Source organism: Rahnella sp. PD12R, from assembly GCF_019200965.1.
Taxonomy (GTDB): domain Bacteria; phylum Pseudomonadota; class Gammaproteobacteria; order Enterobacterales; family Enterobacteriaceae; genus Rahnella; species Rahnella laticis.
Genome location: NZ_JAHTMS010000005.1, coordinates 287,383 through 306,966, shown reverse-complemented (window position 1 = coordinate 306,966; position 19,584 = coordinate 287,383). Strand labels below are relative to the sequence as shown.

At 54.1% G+C, this 19,584-nt stretch carries 18 protein-coding genes; 9 read left to right on the top strand and 9 right to left on the bottom strand.

Annotated elements, in window-relative coordinates:
* Nucleotides 1-24: 24 nt before the first annotated feature.
* Nucleotides 25-795: a pimeloyl-ACP methyl ester esterase BioH gene (gene bioH / locus KWG64_RS12500; protein WP_218522065.1), complete on the bottom strand. Its 771-nt coding sequence runs from the start codon at nucleotides 793-795 to the stop codon at nucleotides 25-27.
* A 62-nt stretch (nucleotides 796-857) separates the two neighbouring features.
* Between bioH and gntX the strand changes: the two genes are divergently transcribed.
* Nucleotides 858-1,547, top strand: coding sequence for a DNA utilization protein GntX (gntX, locus tag KWG64_RS12495; protein WP_218522064.1), 690 nt, complete (start codon nucleotides 858-860; stop codon nucleotides 1,545-1,547).
* Between the two features lie 97 nt (nucleotides 1,548-1,644).
* On the top strand, nucleotides 1,645-2,220 hold the full coding sequence (gene nfuA, locus KWG64_RS12490; RefSeq protein ID WP_120135273.1) for a Fe-S biogenesis protein NfuA: 576 nt from the start codon (nucleotides 1,645-1,647) through the stop codon (nucleotides 2,218-2,220).
* A gap of 149 nt (nucleotides 2,221-2,369) precedes the next feature.
* Here nfuA and malQ read toward each other — a convergent pair whose 3' ends face one another.
* From malQ to ulaA, 8 genes are all read right to left on the bottom strand, one after another.
* Nucleotides 2,370-4,502 (bottom strand): 4-alpha-glucanotransferase, encoded by a 2,133-nt coding sequence (malQ, locus tag KWG64_RS12485; protein ID WP_218522063.1) that lies wholly within the window; start codon nucleotides 4,500-4,502, stop codon nucleotides 2,370-2,372.
* 8 nt (nucleotides 4,503-4,510) lie between these two features.
* Nucleotides 4,511-6,925 (bottom strand): maltodextrin phosphorylase, encoded by a 2,415-nt coding sequence (gene malP / locus KWG64_RS12480; RefSeq protein WP_218522062.1) that lies wholly within the window; start codon nucleotides 6,923-6,925, stop codon nucleotides 4,511-4,513.
* A 390-nt stretch (nucleotides 6,926-7,315) separates the two neighbouring features.
* Complete coding sequence (locus KWG64_RS12475) at nucleotides 7,316-8,005, bottom strand: L-ribulose-5-phosphate 4-epimerase (RefSeq protein ID WP_218522061.1); 690 nt, start codon at nucleotides 8,003-8,005, stop codon at nucleotides 7,316-7,318.
* The gene (locus KWG64_RS12470) at nucleotides 8,002-8,862 is read right to left on the bottom strand and encodes an L-ribulose-5-phosphate 3-epimerase (RefSeq protein ID WP_195814784.1); all 861 of its coding nucleotides are present in this window, start codon (nucleotides 8,860-8,862) and stop codon (nucleotides 8,002-8,004) included. The genes KWG64_RS12475 and KWG64_RS12470 overlap by 4 nt, the downstream gene beginning before the upstream one ends.
* A gap of 10 nt (nucleotides 8,863-8,872) precedes the next feature.
* Nucleotides 8,873-9,529 (bottom strand): 3-keto-L-gulonate-6-phosphate decarboxylase UlaD, encoded by a 657-nt coding sequence (locus KWG64_RS12465; protein WP_218522060.1) that lies wholly within the window; start codon nucleotides 9,527-9,529, stop codon nucleotides 8,873-8,875.
* A gap of 33 nt (nucleotides 9,530-9,562) precedes the next feature.
* Nucleotides 9,563-10,033 (bottom strand): PTS ascorbate transporter subunit IIA, encoded by a 471-nt coding sequence (gene ulaC / locus KWG64_RS12460; protein ID WP_218522059.1) that lies wholly within the window; start codon nucleotides 10,031-10,033, stop codon nucleotides 9,563-9,565.
* Between the two features lie 10 nt (nucleotides 10,034-10,043).
* Nucleotides 10,044-10,352, bottom strand: coding sequence for a PTS ascorbate transporter subunit IIB (gene ulaB, locus KWG64_RS12455; RefSeq protein ID WP_195814787.1), 309 nt, complete (start codon nucleotides 10,350-10,352; stop codon nucleotides 10,044-10,046).
* 14 nt (nucleotides 10,353-10,366) lie between these two features.
* Nucleotides 10,367-11,770 carry a PTS ascorbate transporter subunit IIC gene (ulaA, locus tag KWG64_RS12450; RefSeq protein WP_195814788.1) on the bottom strand — a complete coding sequence of 468 codons (1,404 nt, stop codon included), beginning with the start codon at nucleotides 11,768-11,770 and terminating at the stop codon, nucleotides 10,367-10,369.
* Nucleotides 11,771-12,174: 404 nt separating this feature from the next.
* Between ulaA and ulaG the strand changes: the two genes are divergently transcribed.
* The 7 genes from ulaG to glpD all read left to right on the top strand — a co-directional run bounded on the left by ulaG (nucleotide 12,175) and on the right by glpD (nucleotide 19,566).
* On the top strand, nucleotides 12,175-13,239 hold the full coding sequence (ulaG, locus tag KWG64_RS12445) for an L-ascorbate 6-phosphate lactonase (protein WP_165060948.1): 1,065 nt from the start codon (nucleotides 12,175-12,177) through the stop codon (nucleotides 13,237-13,239).
* A 122-nt stretch (nucleotides 13,240-13,361) separates the two neighbouring features.
* Entirely contained in the window at nucleotides 13,362-14,117 is a 756-nt protein-coding gene (ulaR, locus tag KWG64_RS12440) for an HTH-type transcriptional regulator UlaR (protein ID WP_104923682.1), read from the top strand.
* An 84-nt stretch (nucleotides 14,118-14,201) separates the two neighbouring features.
* Nucleotides 14,202-14,522 carry a thiosulfate sulfurtransferase GlpE gene (glpE, locus tag KWG64_RS12435; protein WP_104923683.1) on the top strand — a complete coding sequence of 107 codons (321 nt, stop codon included), beginning with the start codon at nucleotides 14,202-14,204 and terminating at the stop codon, nucleotides 14,520-14,522.
* Nucleotides 14,523-14,686: 164 nt separating this feature from the next.
* Entirely contained in the window at nucleotides 14,687-15,877 is a 1,191-nt protein-coding gene (locus tag KWG64_RS12430) for a PLP-dependent aspartate aminotransferase family protein (RefSeq protein WP_218522058.1), read from the top strand.
* Between the two features lie 300 nt (nucleotides 15,878-16,177).
* A complete protein-coding gene (glpG, locus tag KWG64_RS12425) occupies nucleotides 16,178-17,008 on the top strand; it encodes a rhomboid family intramembrane serine protease GlpG (protein WP_104923687.1) in 831 nt (276 codons plus the stop codon).
* 9 nt (nucleotides 17,009-17,017) lie between these two features.
* Nucleotides 17,018-17,776 (top strand): DeoR/GlpR family transcriptional regulator, encoded by a 759-nt coding sequence (locus KWG64_RS12420; RefSeq protein WP_104923688.1) that lies wholly within the window; start codon nucleotides 17,018-17,020, stop codon nucleotides 17,774-17,776.
* Nucleotides 17,777-18,054: 278 nt separating this feature from the next.
* Nucleotides 18,055-19,566 (top strand): glycerol-3-phosphate dehydrogenase, encoded by a 1,512-nt coding sequence (gene glpD / locus KWG64_RS12415; RefSeq protein WP_195825382.1) that lies wholly within the window; start codon nucleotides 18,055-18,057, stop codon nucleotides 19,564-19,566.
* The last annotated feature ends 18 nt before the right edge of the window (nucleotides 19,567-19,584 follow it).

Genomic DNA, 19,584 nt, shown 5'->3' with positions numbered 1-19,584 from the left:
AGACAAATATTTTTACATTGGCTTTCAGTCTGTAATCAGAAAGCGTTCGACAATTTCACAAAAAGCATCCGGGTGTGAGATGAACGGCGCATGGGCTGCTTTTTCAATGATTTCCGAGTGAGAATCAGGCAGTAACGCATCCATTAACGGCACGATTTTTCTCGGCACCAGCCCGTCCAGCGCACCATAAATGCGTAAAAGCGGAACCGTCAGCGCCGCCATTGGCTGGCGTAAATCCACGCTGCGTAAGATTTCCAGCCCGCCGTTCAGCACGTCCACCGACGGCACCGGCTGGCCGAGCACAACAGATTTCAGCAACCGCGTATCCTGCCGCGCGCTGTCGCTGCCGAGCGTTTGCAATGCCAGAAAACGTTCCACAGTGCGCTGAAAATCTTCACTCAGCTGATGCTGAAAACCGTGCAGCACATCGGGGCGGATCCCCGGCCAGTTTTCCTGCGCGGCAAAACACGGCGAGGAGGCCACGGTGACCAGTTTTTCCACCCGCTTCGGCGCGCTCAGCGCAACCTGGCTGGCGACCAGCCCGCCTAATGACCAGCCCATCCACGACGCTTTTTCAGGCGCGCCGTCGAGTACGATTTCGGCCATCTCCGCCAGCGTCATAGCGCCAAAATTCTCACTGCGGCCATAGCCCGGCAAATCCACCAGATGCAGACAAAAATGCGGCGCAAATCGCTCCGCCGTGTAACGCCAGACCTCTGCGTTCAGTCCCCATCCGTGAAGCAGCACAAGATGGCGATCTCCTTCGCCGATTGTCTCCCGGTAAAGCTTATTCATAGCGTATTGTCCGTTTCAGTCTGATTGTTCGATCCATAAAATGGCAAAAGGAACCCGCCGCTATGCTAACAATTGCCAGCCGCTGTTGGCTATGTCAGTGTCCGCTCCATCTGGCGATACAGGGCATTTGCAGTCTGTGTCTGCGACATTTACCCGCCGCACCGCCCTGCTGCCCGCGCTGCGGATTACCCGGCACCGGAGGAAATCTCGATTGCGGGCGCTGCCTGCAGCATCCACCGCCGTGGGACGCGCTGGTTTTCGCCAGCCCGTATGAACCGCCGGTCAGCGGGCTGGTGCTCCGGCTCAAATTCGCCCATCTTCCCGAGCTGGACACCACGCTCGCACGTCTGTTTCTGCTGCGCTGGCTGGCGCGCTGGCGGTCCGGCAATCTTCAGCGCCCGGATATCCTCCTCAGCGTGCCGCTGCATCAGAAACGTTATTTCTCCAGAGGCTACAATCAGAGTGAATTACTCGCCCGGCCACTGGCCCGCTGGCTGCACTGCGAATACCGCCCGTACGCCCTGAGCCGCGACCGGCAAACCGTGCCGCAGCAAAGCCTGAGCGAGCGGGAAAGAAAGTGGAATCTGCGTAAAGCCTTTAGTTGCCATGCCGATTTACACGGTAAAAACGTGATGCTGCTTGATGATGTGGTCACCACCGGCAGCACGGTGCGGGAAATCAGCAAAATGCTCATCAATCAGGGAGTTAATTCAGTGCAAATCGCGTGTATCTGCAGGACATTACAGACGTGAGCACGTGCTGCTAACACTCTGGCAACGCGAAGGGTGACGGGTAAAAACAAAGGGCGTATTATAACCAACTAGAGTAGTCAACTATTGAGCGAATGTTATGATCCTTATTACCGATGCTGCCCAAGAGCACTTTGCCAAATTGCTGGCAAGCCAGGAAGAAGGCACCCAAATCCGCGTATTCGTGATCAATCCCGGTACGCCGACCGCAGAATGCGGTGTCTCTTATTGCCCGCCAGACGCCGTGGAAGCGACGGATACCGAACTGAAGTTCGAGAAACTGTCCGCTTTCATCGATGAACTCAGCGCGCCTTATTTACAGGACGCGGTGATCGACTTTGTTACCGATCAGCTCGGTTCCCAGCTCACGCTGAAAGCACCTAACGCCAAAATGCGTAAAGTGTCTGACGATGCGCCGCTGATGGAACGTGTTGAATATCAGTTGCAGTCACAGATTAACCCGCAGCTGGCCAGCCACGGCGGTCGTGTTTCCCTGATGGAAATCACCGACGACGGCATTGCGGTTCTCCAGTTCGGCGGGGGTTGTAACGGTTGTTCTATGATTGATGTCACTCTGAAAGACGGCATCGAGAAAGAACTGCTGCAAAACTTCCCGGAACTGAAAGGCGTTCGCGATCTGACCGAACACCAGCGCGGCGAGCACTCTTTCTACTGATTAACCGTTAATCAGACAGAATGTAAAAAGCACCCTTCCGTTGGGTGCTTTTTTTATGGTTTGAATACGGGTGTCGCCATTAATACCCCACCCTAACCCTCCCCTTCGCAGGGGAGGGAGTTGCCCGAAGCCGCCTCAAGGTTTGGCTTTTAGCTCCTCCCCCTGCGAAGGGGGAGGTTGGGAGGGGGTTTAGCAGACGACTCAGAAGTTGCTAACCGTCGGCGGTTTAAATCCTCCAGCAGCAGATTAATGAGCTCATCGCTGAACAACGCTTCCAGGGTGTGCGTCAGTTTTCGCCGCCAGTTAGGGTATTCAGTGTTTGTACCCGGCACGTTAACCGGCGTCGACATATCCAGCCAGTCTTCCGGTTGCAGCCCGAGCAGCGCACTGGCGCTGTCCGCCAGATAACGCTGTAAACCCCGGTTCAGCACGGGCGTCATCGGCATTTTTTCCGCCGTATGTCCGGTGGATTTCGGCACGCAATGCGTCAGGTGCAACGCATCCAGCAATCCCTGTTTGCTGCGCTCACGTTCTGCACGCAGCTTTTCCAGCACCTGTGGATCCGGATAGACGCCCAGCGTCGCGCCGAGGGTTAAATCCCCGCCTTCCCAGTAGCCGCGCAAGGTCGGTAGATCATGCGTGGTCACCGTCGCCATCGCCTGAACGACATAGTTTTCAGGCGGCCGATAGGTGAAGGTTTTATCGTGCTCGAAATACAGCACTTTGTAGGAATAGACGCCGCTTTCACGCAGGCTGGCGACAATTTCTTTCGGCACAGTCCCCAGATCTTCACCAATCACCATGCATTGATGCCGCTGGCTTTCCAGCGCAAGCACCCCGAGCAGATCTTCAAGCGGATAACGGACATACGCGCCGTTGCCCGCCTCTTCGTCAAACGGGATCCACCACAGACGCAGAAGTCCCATAACATGGTCGATGCGCAAAGCCCCGCATTCCGCCATATTTGCACGCAGCAAATCGATAAACGGCTGATAGGCACGGGCTTTCATTTCGTGAGGATCAATGGGCGGAAGGCCCCAGTTTTGCCCCTGCGGCCCCAGAATATCCGGCGGTGCGCCAATCGTGGCATTCAGACAGTACAGCGACGGATCTGACCAGGTTTCCGCACCGCCTTCCGCCACACCGACCGCCAGATCACGGTATAAACCCAGCGGCATCTCCAGCTCCACACTGCGCTGATAACACGCTGAAAATTGCGTATGCGCCAGCCACTGCAGCCACTGGTAGAACTCAATTTCACCGGCATAATGCTGGCTGAATTCCGCCACATCCGCCCCTTTGGCGTCACGATAAGCGTCGGGCCATACCGGCCAGCCCCACAATCCCAGATCTAATCCCCGCAGGTGTTCATGCAGCGCATCGAACAGCGCCTGCTGGCGTAAACTTTCGCCGCCCAGCAGCACAAAACGACGGAAATCCCGCTTGCGCTGGCTGGCTTCCGGCAATTCACCAAAGAGCGGCCAGGCCAGTTTCAGCGCATTTAATTTCAGCCGCATCACCAGCGGATAATCGACAAACTCGGTGCTGCGCGCCTGCAACAAGGCATCGTGCGTTTCGATGGAATGCCACCAGCTTTGTGCCAAATCGCTGGCGGTAAATTCTTCCACCGCATTCACGTCGATGTACGCCAGATTCAGCCAGCGGCGTGACGACGGGCTGTACGGGCTGGCGCTTAGAGGATTGGCCGGATACAGCGCGTGTATCGGGTTTAGCCCGACGAACGCGCCGCCGCGCTGACCGACTTCTTCCACCATTTTTTTCAGGTCGCCAAAATCGCCGACGCCCCAGTTATTTTCCGACCGCAGCGTGTACAACTGAATCGTTGCGCCCCACAGTTTTTTACCTGCCAGCAGCGCGGGCGGCTCGTAACAGCGTGACGGCACAACAATAATCCGGCACGGCCAGATTTTGCCGTTTTGCGATAACGTCAGCTGATGGTAACCCGTTGGCAATCCGGCGCTGAGATTCAGAACCTTGCCAACCTCAACGGTTCCTTCGGTCTGGTCGCCGTTTTCAAGCGTGAACAGCCAGCCGAATGCGCCGCTGCCCTCCGGGGTCAGCAGCACTTTTTTGCCTTCCGTAAACACTTTTACCGCAGGCAAAGGCGTGATCTCAGGCACATCTTCCGGATCACGCCCCATGGCCGCCAGCAGCGATGCCCGCGTTTCGCTGGACACCGTTTCCACTTCATCCGACATATTTATAAAGCTGTCTAAAATACCTGCCCGGCGCGCAGCCTCAACAAGTTGCTTATCCTCCATGCCTGCTCCTAACGTTTTGCCTGCCAGATGCGCTGCTGGTAATCGCGGATTGAACGGTCGGCACTGAACATCCCGACGCGCGCGGTGTTAAGCAGCGTACGGCGCGTCCATTCGTCAGCGTTGCGATACAGTTCATCGACCCGTTTTTGCGCTTCGCAATACTGCGCAAAATCCGCCAGAACCAGATACGGATCGCCGCCATCGAGCAGGCTGTTGAGCATCAGGTCGAAAGCCTTTTTATCGCCGTTGGCATAAAAACCGCTGGCCAGTTCATCGAGAATCGCTTTGAGATGTTTGTCTTTTTTCACCACGGCTTTCGGCTTATAGCCTTTCTTCAGCTCGGCTTTCACTTCATCAACGGTCAGGCCAAAGATGAAAATATTGTCTTCGCCCACCTGCTCGGCAATTTCGACATTTGCGCCGTCCAGCGTGCCGACAGTCAGCGCGCCGTTAAGCGCCAGCTTCATGTTGCCGGTGCCCGACGCTTCTTTCCCTGCCGTTGAAATCTGCTCGGAAACGTCCGCCGCCGGGATCATCAGTTCCGCTACCGACACGCAATAGTCCGGGATAAATACCACTTTGATTCGATCGGCCACGATCGGATCGTTGTTGATCTTCTCCGCGACCTGATTGATCGCATAAATGATATTTTTTGCCAGGTAATAGCCCGGCGCCGCTTTGGCACCAAACAGGAAAACGCGCGGCACGATATCAAGTTTCGGGTTATCGCGGATCTGGCGGTAAAGCGAAAGAATGTGCAGCAAATTGAGATGCTGACGTTTGTATTCGTGCAGGCGTTTAATCTGTACATCGAAAATGGCATCCGGATTGAGCCTGATACCCATGCGATGCCAGACGTATTCCGCCAGCCGGACTTTGTTGTCGTGCTTGATTTTGCGGTAATGCTTACAGAATTTTTTATCTTTAACACCGTCTTCCAGACCTTCCAGCAGATCCAGATTATTCACCCAGGAATCCGTTTTCAGGCGTTCATCAATCAGTGCGGAAAGCGCCGGATTACACTGTTTCAGCCAGCGGCGCGGTGTGATGCCGTTGGTGACGTTGTGGAATTTTTCCGGCCACAGCTGGTGATATTCCGGGAACAGATCTTTGACCACCAGATCAGAATGCAGCGCCGCCACCCCGTTTACCGCAAAACCGGCCACCACGCAGAGGTTCGCCATCCTTACCTGTTTGTCGTGATGCACGGCCAGTTTCGCCCAAACCGCCTCATCGCCCGGCCAGGTTTTGCTGACCAGTTTTTTGAAGTTGGTGTTAATTTGCTTGATGATTTGGAAATGTCGCGGCAACAGGCTGCGCACCAGGCTTTCGTCCCAGGTTTCCAGCGCTTCCGGCATTAACGTGTGGTTGGTATACGCAAACGTGCGGCTGGTGATATGCCAGGCATCGTTCCAGCTCAGCTGATGTTCGTCGATCAGAACACGCAGCATTTCCGGGATCGCTATGGTCGGATGGGTATCGTTGAGCTGAATCACTTCGTAATCCGGCAGCTCACTGATTTTGCGACCAAGGAAATGGTGACGCCGTAAAATATCTGCCACCGAACAGGCGCACTGGAAATATTGCTGCATCAGGCGCAGGCGTTTACCGGCCTGATGGTTGTCATTCGGATACAGCACTTTGGTGAGTTTGGCCGCATCAATGCCCTGCTGCTCGGCTTTGAGAAACTCGCCGTCATTGAATTTTTCGAGATCAAACGGGTGCGGATGCGAGGCTTCCCATAAACGCAGCGGCTGCGTAATTCCGTTTCGATAGCCCATCACCGGTAAATCCCAGGCTTCGCCGCGCAGCGTAAATTCGGGTTCCCAGCGGGAAACACCCTGTTCGTTCTTCACGATTTTCCCGCCAATGCCAACATTCACCGCCAGCGAACTGTTATGGCGGAACCACGGAAATTCACTGCGGTGCCAGTCATCCGGCGACTCTTTTTGTTTGCCATCGACAAAGCGCTGACGGAATAAACCGTACTGATAGTTCAGGCCATAGCCGGTGCCCGGTTGCCCGACCGACGCCATCGCATCGAGATAACAGGCCGCCAGACGCCCGAGCCCGCCGTTACCGAGCGCCGGATCGATTTCTTCTTCAAGCAGGTCTGTCAGGTTGATATCAAACGGCTCAAGCGCGCTGGCAATTTTTTCGTACCAGCCAAGGTTAATCAGGTTATTACCGGTCAGACGCCCGACCAGAAATTCCATCGATATGTAGTTAACGTGACGGGTGATCTTTTTACTTTTACTGCTCACGGACTCATTTTGCGGCGGGAGTTGTTCAGCCACGGCGGCGCTGACCGCGTGCCACCATTGATGCCGGGTCATGTCCCTGGCTGAAGTAAGTCCAAACGCTTGCCACTGGCGGGTTAGTGCCGCCAAAAAAACATCCTGCTTGAGCGTGATTTTCGACATAGGGCAGTCTCTTTTCTGTCAGTGGGGACGGAACGTTTCCGTGAGAAAAAATGCAAATGTGATTTACCCAAAATAATTCGAGATGCAGGAAGGCAGCAAACGAACGAATCCCGATGAGCTTACACAGGTAAGTGATTCGGGTGAGTAAGAGCAGCCAACGCACCTGCAACTTGAAGTATGAAGGGCAAAAGTGTGATCTCTACACACTTATGTATAAACCCAATGCCGAAAAAATGCTCACTGCCTGAACGGCAAAAAATGCATGAAATCATGTCTGAGGGAATTTCGGCATGGCCGGAGATGTCATTAATACCCCACCCCAACCCTCCCCTTCGCAGGGGAGGTTGGGAGGGGGTTTGGCTGGCGATTCAGAACTTATGTAATGATTTTCTATTTTTGCCCGTAATAGGCATCCGGCCCGTGTTTGCGGCTGAAGTGTTTGTGCAGCAGATAATCATCCATCGGAGGCTGCGAGCGTTGCAGCGTGCCGGTGATCCACGCCATTTTCGCGACTTCTTCCAGCACAACGGCGTTATGCACCGCCAGCTCCGGCGTGGTTCCCCAGCAGAACGGGCCGTGCTGCGCCACCAGAATGCCGGGCATGTGCAGCGGGTTAATGCCTTCCAGCGTTTGGGCAATCACCCGGCCGGTTTCCAGTTCGTATTCACCGGCCACTTCTTCACGCGACAGCGGACGTGTACACGGAATGGCGCCCGCGAAATAGTCCGCATGCGTGGTGCCTAACGCGGGGATCGCAACGCCAGCCTGCGCCCACGATGTGGCATGGGTCGAATGGGTATGCACGATGCCGCCGAGTTCCGGGAAACGGGCGTAAAGCTCGAGATGCGTAGCGGTATCCGATGACGGCCTGTAACGCCCTTCCACCACTTCACCGCGCAAATTCACGACCACCATATCGCTGGCCTGCATTTTTTCGTATTCCACACCGCTCGGTTTGATGACCACCAGCCCGCGCTCGCGGTCGATGCCGCTGACGTTGCCCCAGGTGAAAGTCACCAGACCGTACGCAGGCAGCGCCATATTCGCTTCAAAGACGCGTTGTTTCAGTGATTCCGTCATGCCACTTCTCCCATATCCAGCCCGGCTTTCTGCATTTTATCCACGACCCACGCGCGCGCATTGCGGACTTCCTGCATCGGATCAGCAGCGGTTTCACTCCACATTTCGATGAGATAAGGCCCGCGATAGCCGCTTTTCTGTAGCGTTTCGAAGCAGCGCTCAAATTCCACGACGCCGCTGCCAAACGGTACGTTTTTGAATACGCCCGGCTGCGTATCTTTAATGTGTACCGCGACGATATGCCCGGCACCGCTCGCCAGTTCCATCTGCACGTCGTTGTCCCAGGCGGATAAATTGCCGATGTCCGGATACAGCTGGAACCACGGGTTATTCAGGTAATGCGTATACCCCAAGGCTTTGCTGATCGAATTCATCAGCGGGTAATCCATGATTTCCATCGCCAGCGTGACCTGCGCCCGGCTGGCCATTTCGACGGATTCCTGCAAACCAGCACGGAAACGCTCACGGGTATGATCGTTGGCCTGCTGGTAATAGACGTCATAACCGGCGAGCTGAATGACACGGATGCCTAAATCCTGCGCCAGCACGATGGCTTTACGCATGATTTCCAGCCCCTGATTACGGGTTTCATCGTCTTCAGAGCCCAGCGGGAAACGCCGGTGCGCGCTCAGGCACATCGACGGAATGCGGATGCCGGTACGAGAAATCGCATCAACAACCAGCAAACGTTGCTCGCGTGACCAGTCAAGCCGCGCCAACCGGCTATCGGTTTCATCGACCGACATCTCGACGAAATCAAAACCCAGCTCTTTCGCCAGCGTCAGGCGCATCAGCCAGTCTTCGCCCGCAGGCAAAGCTTTTTCATAGATCCCGAGTGGAACGGCTTTATGCATCATGCGATTTCCCTTAGCCCCAGAGCTGGCTGATGGATTTTTTGAACTGACGCGCCGCGTCTACCGGGTCTTTCGCGTCACGGATGCTGCGCCCTGCGATGAAGACGTGAACCGGAATGTCTTTGAACAGCGGCAAATCTTCCAGCGCCAGACCGCCGGTGATCGTGACTTTAAAGCCCATATCAGAAAGGCGTTTAATTGCCGTAATATCGGCATCGCTCCACGCCACACCGGCGGCCTGAGCGTCGCGGCTGCGGTGATAAACCACCTGCTGAATGCCCGCGTCATGCCATTCTTTCGCCTGTTCCCACGTCCAGTAACCGGTCAGTTCAATCTGCACGTCGCCGCAAAATTCTTTCGCCACGTCCAGCGCGCCTTTGGTGGTGTTGATGTCGGCGCAGCAAATCACGGTGACCCAGTCGGCGTTGGCTTCAAAACACATGCGTGAGAGGATTTTGCCCGCGTCGGCAATTTTGGCGTCAGCCAGCACGATTTTTTCCGGATAAAGCGCTTTCAGATCACGCACCGCGCGCACGCCTTCGGCCACGCACAGGATGGTGCCGACTTCGATAATGTCGACTTCACTGGCAATCAGACGCGTGGTTTTGTAAGCGTCGTCCATGGACTGGTTATCCAGCGCAACCTGCAACATCGGTAATGAATGAGACATAGTGAATTCCTTCTCTGATGACTAAATAATGAATCAGTGAGCCGCCGAAGCGGATGTCAGGTCGATCAAGTCCAGCACCTGCTGAGCGGTAGTGCAGGCGCGCAGGCGGTCGAAGTTAGCTTCATCATCAAACAGGTTCACGACCTGCATGATGCCGACTTCCTGATGCGCGTTGGCATCCACGGCGGCGAGCGTGATCAAGATATCCACCGGATCGTTATCTTCATGGTTGAACACCAGCGGCTTTTTCAGCGTAACCAGCGCGAAACCGGTTTTTTTGACGCCCTCTTCAGGGCGGCCATGCGGCATAGCCAGGCCCGGCGCAATCACGAAGTAAGGCCCGAAACGCTCAACGCCATCCAGAATCGCCTGGTAATAGCGTGGCTCGACGACATTGGCGGCGACCAGCATATCGACGCCCATTTTCACCGCTTCCTGCCAGGTTTCTGCCTCCGCGTTCAGGCAAATCGAGTTATTCTCGGCCAGCGAATCTCGCAGTTTCATTGCGCGCTCCTTACTTTTTCAGCGAGGTTGGGAAGTGAGCATTAATGACTTCCATCACTTTCGGGCCGAAATCCGCCGCCGAAAGCATGTTGCGCACACCGACGACGTATTTGTTGCCGCTGACGGTGATTTCGTCGGCGACGTGCGTGGAGGCGACGATAATGTCCGCACCGCCCAGCTCAGATTTGTACTCACCCACCGCGCAGCTGTTCATGGTGTGATCCACGCCTTCCTGTGTCAGAAACTGCCCGATTTTCATCTTCATGATCATCGAACTGCCTTGCCCGCAACCGCAAACTGCCAGAATTCGTACTGTCATGGGAACCTCGTTGATTAGTGAGTAGTGGACTCATTAAGAGCTTGTTTTTCGGCATCTTCTTCGGCGCGAAGTGTGCGACCGGCGAAGAACATATACAGCACCGCGATCAGGGCAATCACGCCCATGAAGGCCATTCCAACGCTAAAGAATCCCTGCATCATTGGCGGTGCCAGAATTGACCAGTCAGCCATACCCATCCAGGCGCTGAGGCCGGTCAGTTTGATGGCCCAGACGCAGCCAAAGATTTCGATCATCCCCATCACCAGGCAGATTTTCAGCGCGGCGCGCCAGCCACCGAAGTGATTCGCGAATACGCCGATGGTGGCGTTGGAGAAGAACATCGGGATAAAGCCGGGAATGATCATGATGGAAGAACCCACGCCAAACAGAATGGCGACGGCAATCAGCTGGCCGATGGTGCCCCACATAAAGCCCCAGACCACGGCGTTTGGCGCGAAGCTGTAAATCGCCGCGCAGTCGATCGCCAGAACAGCACCGGGAATCAAGCGTTGGGAAATCCCGTTAAAGGCTTCGGTCAGTTCAGCGACGAACATACGCACGCCCTGAATGATGATGAAAATGGCCACCGCAAACATCAGGCCGGTTTGCAGGATGTAAATCGTCCAGTGTGTTTTACCGGCCATTTTCTGCAACGTATCAAGACCGAACGAGCAGAGGATAATGCCGAAGAACACGGTCATCACGATGGCGGTAGAAACGATATTGTCGTGGAAAATATTCAGCCAGCCGGGCAGTTTGAGGTCTTCAACGCTGTCCTCTTTCTTACCGAGATACGGTGCGATTTTGTAGGCAATCCATGACGCAAACTGCTGCTGGTGCCCGATAGAAAAACCGCTGTTTTCCGTTACGGACTGCGTCGGTTTGTACATCATGTTGGAGGTGATCCCCCAGTACAGCGAAACCAAAATCGCCGTCGACCAGATGGTGGTCCACATCGGCCAGCCGATGATGTAGAAGAAGACGGCAATCAGACCGGCCTGCTGGAACATGATGTGGCCCGTCAGCATGATGGTGCGGATGCCGGTAATGCGGCGGAAAACCACCATCAGTATGTTCAGCGCGAGCGCGATAAGTACCGCGTAGCCGACCCAGCTGTAGGCATCGCCCATGCGTTCGACCGTTGCCATCATTGAGGCGTAGGTATCTGAAATAGCACCGTTAATGCCGTAGACTTCAGAAAGTTTCGCCACCACAGGTTTAAATGTGCCCGTCAAAATGCCGGATCCCGCCTGCAGTAACATAAAGCCGATGATGGTTTTGATGGTGCCTTTGATGATAACCGTCGCGCTCTTTCTGAGCAGGATGTAACCGAGCATGGTTACAAGCCCCAGCAATAACGGCGCGTTGGTCATTACCTGATTAAAAAATACGGTAAAGAGGGTGTAGAGGAATTCCATATAACTCTCCGTCTGACCTTGTTTGATCTCTTCAGCGCAGGACTCTGCACGTAAAAGTGAGGGACAGACGAACTCTAATGCTCACATTGAATCAGATAAAGATTCACAATGATTATTTGTGAGCGGTCTCGCAAGATATCGTCATCTCTCTGTTTCACACATAAATAGATAAATTAATATTTTGTATATTTATCATATAAATAAATAGATTATTCTATTAGCTACACTTCCTGCTCATTCAGATTACCAGTCTTTACTTCGCCCGAATTCGTCCAAAACCGTCAATTAAAATCATTGTCATGGCAAAATTTCGATGATAAGTTTCTCACAATCGAATCATATATAATCATTAAATGACTTATTGTGATTCAATCATTCAAACCAAACTCAGATGAGGGAATACAATGAGCAAAGTAGAAACGATCAGCCGCGAATCCTGGATCCTCAACACTTTCCCGGAATGGGGCACCTGGCTGAACGAAGAAATTGAGCAGGAAAAAGTCGCGCCGGGCACTTTTGCGATGTGGTGGCTGGGCTGTACGGGGATTTGGCTGAAATCTGAGGGCGGCGCGAATATTTGTGTCGATTTCTGGTGTGGCGTGGGCAAGCAAAATCACAGCAGCCCGCTGATGAAAACCGGCCACCAGATGCAACGCATGGCAGGCGTGAAAAAGCTGCAACCGAACCTGCGTACCACGCCGTTCGTGCTGGATCCGTTCGCGATCAGAGAGATCGACGCCGTATTGTCCACCCACGATCACAACGATCATATTGATGTGAACGTTGCGGCTGCCGTGATGCAAAACTGTGCTTCCGATGTGCCGTTTATCGGCCCGCAAACCTGCGTGGATTTGTGGATCAGCTGGGGCGTGCCGAGAGAACGTTGCATCGTGATGACGCCGGGCAAAGTGGTGAAAATCAAAGATGTGGAAATCCATGCGCTGGATTCTTTCGACCGCACCGTGCTGATTACCTTGCCTGCCGATCAGAAAGCGGCTGGCGTTCTGCCGGATATGATGGATCAGCGCGCGGTAAATTATCTGTTCAAAACGCCGGGCGGAAACCTTTATCACAGCGGCGATTCACATTATTCCAACTACTACGCGAAACACGGCAACGAGTACAAAATTGATGTCGCACTCGGCTCCTACGGCGAGAATCCGCGTGGCGTCACCGACAAAATGACCAGCGTCGATATGCTGCGCATGGCGGAATCACTGAATACAAAAGTCGTGATCCCGTTCCACCATGATATCTGGTCGAATTTCCAGGCCGATCCGCAGGAAATCCGTGTGCTGTGGGAAATGAAAAAAGACCGCCTGAAATACGGCTTCAAACCCTTTATCTGGCAGGTTGGCGGCAAGTTCACCTATCCGAATGACAAAGACAATTTCGAATATCACTACCCGCGTGGATTCGAAGATTGCTTTACGACAGACACCGACTTACCGTTTAAATCCTTCCTCTAAGCCATTGTGAGAAAAGGCGGAGACTATTCTCTCCGCCTTTTCAGAAACAATGTTATTCGCATTACTGCTCGTTTATAATCACGCGGTAATCATCTACTTTCGGATTTCCCCGCGGAGACACCATGACAGAGCCACAACGCCACAATGCCATCCTTGATCTTTTGCAGCGTCAGGGCCAGATTTCTGTCGCTGATGTCATTGATCATTTTGATATTTCTCCGGCCACCGCACGTCGTGATATCACTAAGCTCAACGAGTTGGGGAAATTGCGTAAAGTGCGCAACGGCGCTGAAGCCGTTAACCAGCCGCGCCAGAACTGGACTCCGCTTAATATTCACCAGACCCATAATCTCAACGAAAAAATGCGTATCGCTAAAGCCGCGGCCGAATTGTGCCAGCCGGGTGAAAGCGTGGTGATTAACTGCGGCTCGACAGCGTTTTTGCTGGGACGCGAGATGTGCGGAAAAGACATTCAGGTGATCACCAACTATCTGCCGCTGGCCAATTACCTGATTGAGCAGGAACACGACAGCGTGGTGATCATGGGCGGCCAGTACAATAAAAGTCAGTCGATTACGCTGGCGCCGCAGGATGGCGATGCGAGCCTGTACGCCGGGCACTGGATGTTCACCAGCGGTGCAGGGCTGACCACCGATGGCCTGTATAAAACCGATATGCTGACCGCGATGGCGGAACAGAAGATGCTGAATTACGTCGGAAATCTGGCGGTGCTGGTCGACAGCAGTAAAGTCGGGCAACGCGCAGGTATGCTGTTCAGCCGCACGGAACAAATCAATGTGCTCATCACCGGCAAAGAAGCCGACGGCGAAATTATCGAAAAATTACGCCTCAAAGGTGTGAAGGTGATTCTGGTTTAACGCTTTTCCCCTGCAGTTTGTCTGGTCTTGATAAACCAATAATTGGGTAGAATGGCGGAATCATCTTTTTAAGAGGCACCTCCGATGGAACAATTTGAAGCAATCAGCGTTGAACAGGCGCATACCCGCCTGAAATCCGGCGAAGCGGTAATGGTCGATATTCGCGACCCGCAAAGTTTTGGTGCCGCTCATGCGCCCGGCGCATTCCATCTGAGCAATGAAAGCATGCGCGCCTTTATGGAACAGGCCGATGCCAAAACGCCGGTTCTGGTCATGTGCTATCACGGCATCAGCAGCCGTGGCGCGGCACAATTCCTGATCAGTCAGGGATTTGAATCGGTTTACAGCGTTGACGGCGGCTTTGAAGCCTGGTCACAAACCTTCCCGCAAGATATCGAAGCCTGATCCCCTCTCTCCGGCGCAGACTAACGTTTTTATAAACCGAGTTTTTATAAACCGAGTCTTTATAACCAGGCTATCCGGTTTGCGCCGAAAATGTTCTTAAGCCGAAAAAGCTACCGTTCTCCAGTGTTGATATAATTTCCGCCTACTATCGACAGGATTTCAAGATGAAACAACTGAACAAAACACGTTCTTTGGGTATGCGTACGCTCGCCGTTCATGGTGGCCAGCAGCCGGATGCTCAGACCGGTGCCGTTGCGACACCGATTACCGCCTCTTCCGCGTTCTCTTATCCCGATTTTGACAGCGGCGCACGTCGTTTCAGCGGTGAAGAGCCGGGCTATATGTACAGCCGTTTTGCTAACCCGACGGTGACCGTTTTTGAACAAAAACTGGCCGCGCTGGAAGGCGCAGAAACCTCCGTGGCCTGTGCAAGTGGCATGGCGGCGATCAGCGCCACATTATTTGCCCTGCTGGTGCCGGGCGATGAAATCATTCATGTCGGTACCCTGTACGGCGGAACCGAAGGTGTGGTGCGTAATCTTCTGCCACGTTATGGCATCAAACCAGTTCACGTCGCGAACGTCGGCGAACTGGAATCAGCATTCACTAAAAACACCAAAGTCGTGCTGGTTGAGACACCGGCAAACCCGGGTCTGGACATTGCCGATCTGGCAGAAATCGCGCGTTTATCCAAAGCGGTTGGCGCCATCAGCGTGGTGGATAACACCTTTGCGACACCTTACCTGACGCGTCCGCTGGCGCTGGGCATCGATATCGTTCTGCACTCGGCGACCAAATACATCAGCGGTCACGGCGATGCGACCGGCGGCGTGGTGGCTGGCTCTGCGGCATTAATTACACCAATCCGCACGCTGAGCCTGAAACAGTTCGGTGGTTGCCTGAGCCCGTTCGAAGCCAGCTTGCTGATCCGCGGGCTGAAAACTCTGCCGTTGCGCGTGGAAGCCAGCTCACTGAGCGCACAGGCGGTAGCGGAATTCCTCGACAGTCACAACGCAGTGGAAACGGTATTCTATCCGGGGCTGCCGGAACATCCGGGCCATGCCATCGCAGCGCGCCAGATGAAACTGTTCGGCGGTATTATGGCGATTGAGCTGAAAGGCGGGCTGAACGCCGCACGGACTTTCCTCGATAAGCTGAACATCATCACGCAGGCGGTTTCCCTCGGCGATACCGATTCGCTGGCCTGCCATCCGGCCTCCACCACTCACAGCGCCGTCGCGCCGGAAGTCCGCCGTCAGAGCGGAATTACCGATGGTCTGGTGCGCATCAGTATCGGTATCGAAGACACCGACGACCTGATTGCCGATCTGGAACAGGCGCTGGAAGGGCTTTAATCGTTCGGCTAATAAATGTGCCGGTTTCTGTCAGTATTCTGGCGATAACCGGCATTTATCGCCAGAATACTGGCGATCTGCATTCCATCAATCATGTCCGGGAACCGGGTAATATTTCACGAGATCTCGATCCATCTCACACCCACGTGATTTTTTTGGCCACCGAAGGTAACACCGCCCCCGTAAATTCTCCCCCTTATCTCGTCTGACGTTATAATCGACTTCCCACACGCTGGCAGATAAGGTATTGCCCTAAAATGACGGCAACAAATCAAACAATTAGGGAAATCACTTAACGCTATGGTGCGCATTCTTAACCTGAACAACCCTCGCCTCGCTCAGGCTTTTGTCGATTACATGGCGACGCAGGGTTTCACGCTGACGATTAAACACGAAAGTCAGGAAGTCCAGCTCTGGCTGGAAGACGAATCACGTCTGGAAGAGGCAGAAAAGCAGGTTGCGCTGTTTGTTCGTGACCCGCTGCACCCTCGTTATCAGGCCGCCAGCTGGCAAACCGGCAAGGCGCAGCCGGGTTTGCGGATGTCGCATACTCCCTTTATGAAAACGCTGCGCAGCCGTGCAGGCCCGCTGACGATTGGCATGATCGTGCTGTGTATCGCCGTCTATATTCTTCAGCAAATGGTCGGTTTCGAGCAGGTCATGAACTGGCTGGCGTGGCCGGACAGCTCGCGGTATTTGCAGGTCTGGCGCTGGTTTACGCCTGCATTGATGAATTTTTCCTTATTTTCATTGCTCATCAATCTGGTCTGGTGGTGGTATATGGCCAGCCAGATTGAACAGCATCTTGGCAGCGGAAAATTATTCACCGTCACGCTGATTGCGGCGCTGATCAGCGGCTGGGGCCAGTCGATGGTCAACGGTTCGTGGTTCGGCGGTTTGTCCGGCGTGGTCTACGCTCTGATGGGTTATGTCTGGCTGACCGGCGTGTTGAAACCTGAAAGCCGGTTGTACGTTCCCGGCGGATTACTGGCTATTTCGCTGATCTTCATGTTCATCGGCTATGCCACAGGTGGTGCAGCGGTGGCTAATGCTGCCCACACATTTGGCCTGGGTCTGGGTCTGGTGATGGCATTTGTTGATACGCGCTTACCGCGCAAAAAACGCAAGTAGGGGATTTGGGTGAAACAAACACAACGCCATGACGCGATTATCGAGTTAGTTCGCCAGCAGGGTTATGTCAGCACAGAAGAACTGGTCGATCATTTCGCGGTCAGCCCGCAAACCATCCGCCGCGATCTCAATGATCTGGCAGAGCAGAATAAAATCCATCGCCATCACGGCGGTGCGGCGCTGCCATCGAGTTCCGTGAACGCGGCCTACAACGACCGTAAAGTGATGTGGTCAGAAGCAAAAGCGCGTATTGCTCAACGCGTTGCGGGCCAGATACCGGACGGTTCGACGCTGTTTATCGATATCGGCACCACGCCGGAAGCGGTGGCGTACGCACTGCTCAATCATAAAGATCTGCGGATTGTAACCAACAACCTGAACGTGGCGACGCTGTTCAGCGCCAAAGACGATTGCCGCCTGTTCCTCGCCGGTGGCGAAGTCCGCGCCCGCGATGGCGGTGTGATGGGTGAAGCGACGCTCGATTTTATCTCCCAGTTCCGCCTCGATTACGGCATTCTCGGTATCAGCGGTATTGATATGGATGGCTCGCTGCTCGAATTCGACTATCACGAAGCGCGAACCAAGCGCGCGATTATCGAAAACTCCCGCTGCGTAATGCTGGTGACTGACCATTCCAAGTTTGGCCGTAACGCAATGGTTAACCTTGGTAAAATGGATTTGATTCACTATCTGTTTACCGACAAACAGCCACCCGAGAGCGTGAAGCAAATCATCGATAAGTACGACGTACACCTCGAGCTTTGCTGATTTCCGGCTCTTTCAGGGAGCGTCGCCCGGGCGCTCCTGCTTTATCTCTCTTCCCTGCTTCTGCTTAAAACGAACAATTTCGAAAAATTCCACGCGTTGTTGCGTTCGGTTTTGTCCCCGGCTCACCGTTTTGCTCGTTACTGACACAAAAATGTTACCTCCATCACGCATAATTGTTTTTATTTGGTTAACTCTTGGCTTGTTTGTCGAATCTCGATTACAATCGTGAGCGAAAACGAACATAAAAGAGCTATTGCGAACATCTGGAGGAAGATGACGTGGAAACCAAAGACTTGATCGTAATTGGTGGCGGTATTAATGGTACCGGCATCGCAGTAGATGCAGCTGGCCGCGGGCTGTCTGTTCTGCTGCTTGAAGCGCAAGACTTGGCCTGCGCGACCTCTTCGGCCAGTTCTAAACTGATCCACGGTGGCCTGCGTTACCTGGAACACTACGAATTCCGTCTGGTCAGCGAAGCGCTGGCCGAACGTGAAGTGCTGTTAAAAATGGCACCGCATATTGCCTTCCCGATGCGTTTCCGTTTACCGCATCAGCCGCATTTGCGTCCGGCCTGGATGATCCGCGCCGGTCTGTTCCTGTACGACCACCTGGGTAAACGTACCAGCCTGCCCGCCAGTAAAGGCCTGAAATTTGGCAGCGAATCGGTACTGAAACCAGAACTGACCAAAGGTTTTGAATACTCAGACTGCTGGGTTGACGATGCGCGCTTAGTCGTCGTCAACGCGCAGGAAGTGGAAGAACGCGGCGGCGAAGTGCGTACCCGCACCCGCGTGACCCGCGCATGGCGTGAAGACGGTTTGTGGATGGTGGAAGCCGAAGATATCGATACCGGCAAAACCTTCACCTGGCGCGCCAAAGGGCTGGTGAATGCGACCGGTCCGTGGGTCAAACATTTCTTCGACGACGGCCTGAAACTGAAATCGCCGTATGGCATCCGTCTGATCAAAGGCAGCCATATTGTGGTTCCGCGCGCGCACAATCAGCCGCAGGCCTACATTCTGCAAAACGAAGATCACCGTATTGTGTTTGTGATCCCGTGGATGGATGAATTCTCGATTATCGGTACCACCGACGTGGAATATCACGGCGATCCGAAAGACGTGAAAATCGACGACAACGAAGTGAGCTATCTGCTGAAAGTGTATAACGACCACTTTAAAAAGCAGCTGACCACCGAAGATATCGTCTGGACATACTCCGGTGTGCGTCCGCTGTGCGACGATGAGTCAGATTCCCCGCAGGCGGTTACCCGTGATTACACGCTGGATGTTCACGATCAGGATGGCAAAGCGCCGCTGCTTTCCGTGTTTGGCGGCAAGCTGACCACCTACCGTAAACTGGCCGAGCACGCGCTGGAAAAACTGGTGAAGTATTATCCGAAAGCCGGCCCGGCCTGGACGAAAACGGCTGTTCTGCCTGGCGGGAAGCTGAATGGCGACCGCGATACCTACAGCGCGAATCTGCGCAGCCGCTTCAAATGGTTGCCGGAATCACTGGCCCGCCGTTATGCGCGCACCTACGGCAGCCAGACGGAACTGTTCCTGAATGACGCGACCGGCATCGAATCGCTGGGCGAAGATTTCGGTCACGGTTTATATGAAGCCGAGTTACGTTATCTGGTTGAAAAAGAGTGGGTCTCACAGCTTGATGATGCCATCTGGCGTCGTACCAAACTCGGTATGTGGCTGGATAAAGCGCAGCAACAGCGCGTCGCCGAATGGCTGGAAACGCACAAACAGCAGAAGAAACATTTGTCGCTGGCGTCCTGATCGGTTGCTTCAATCCAA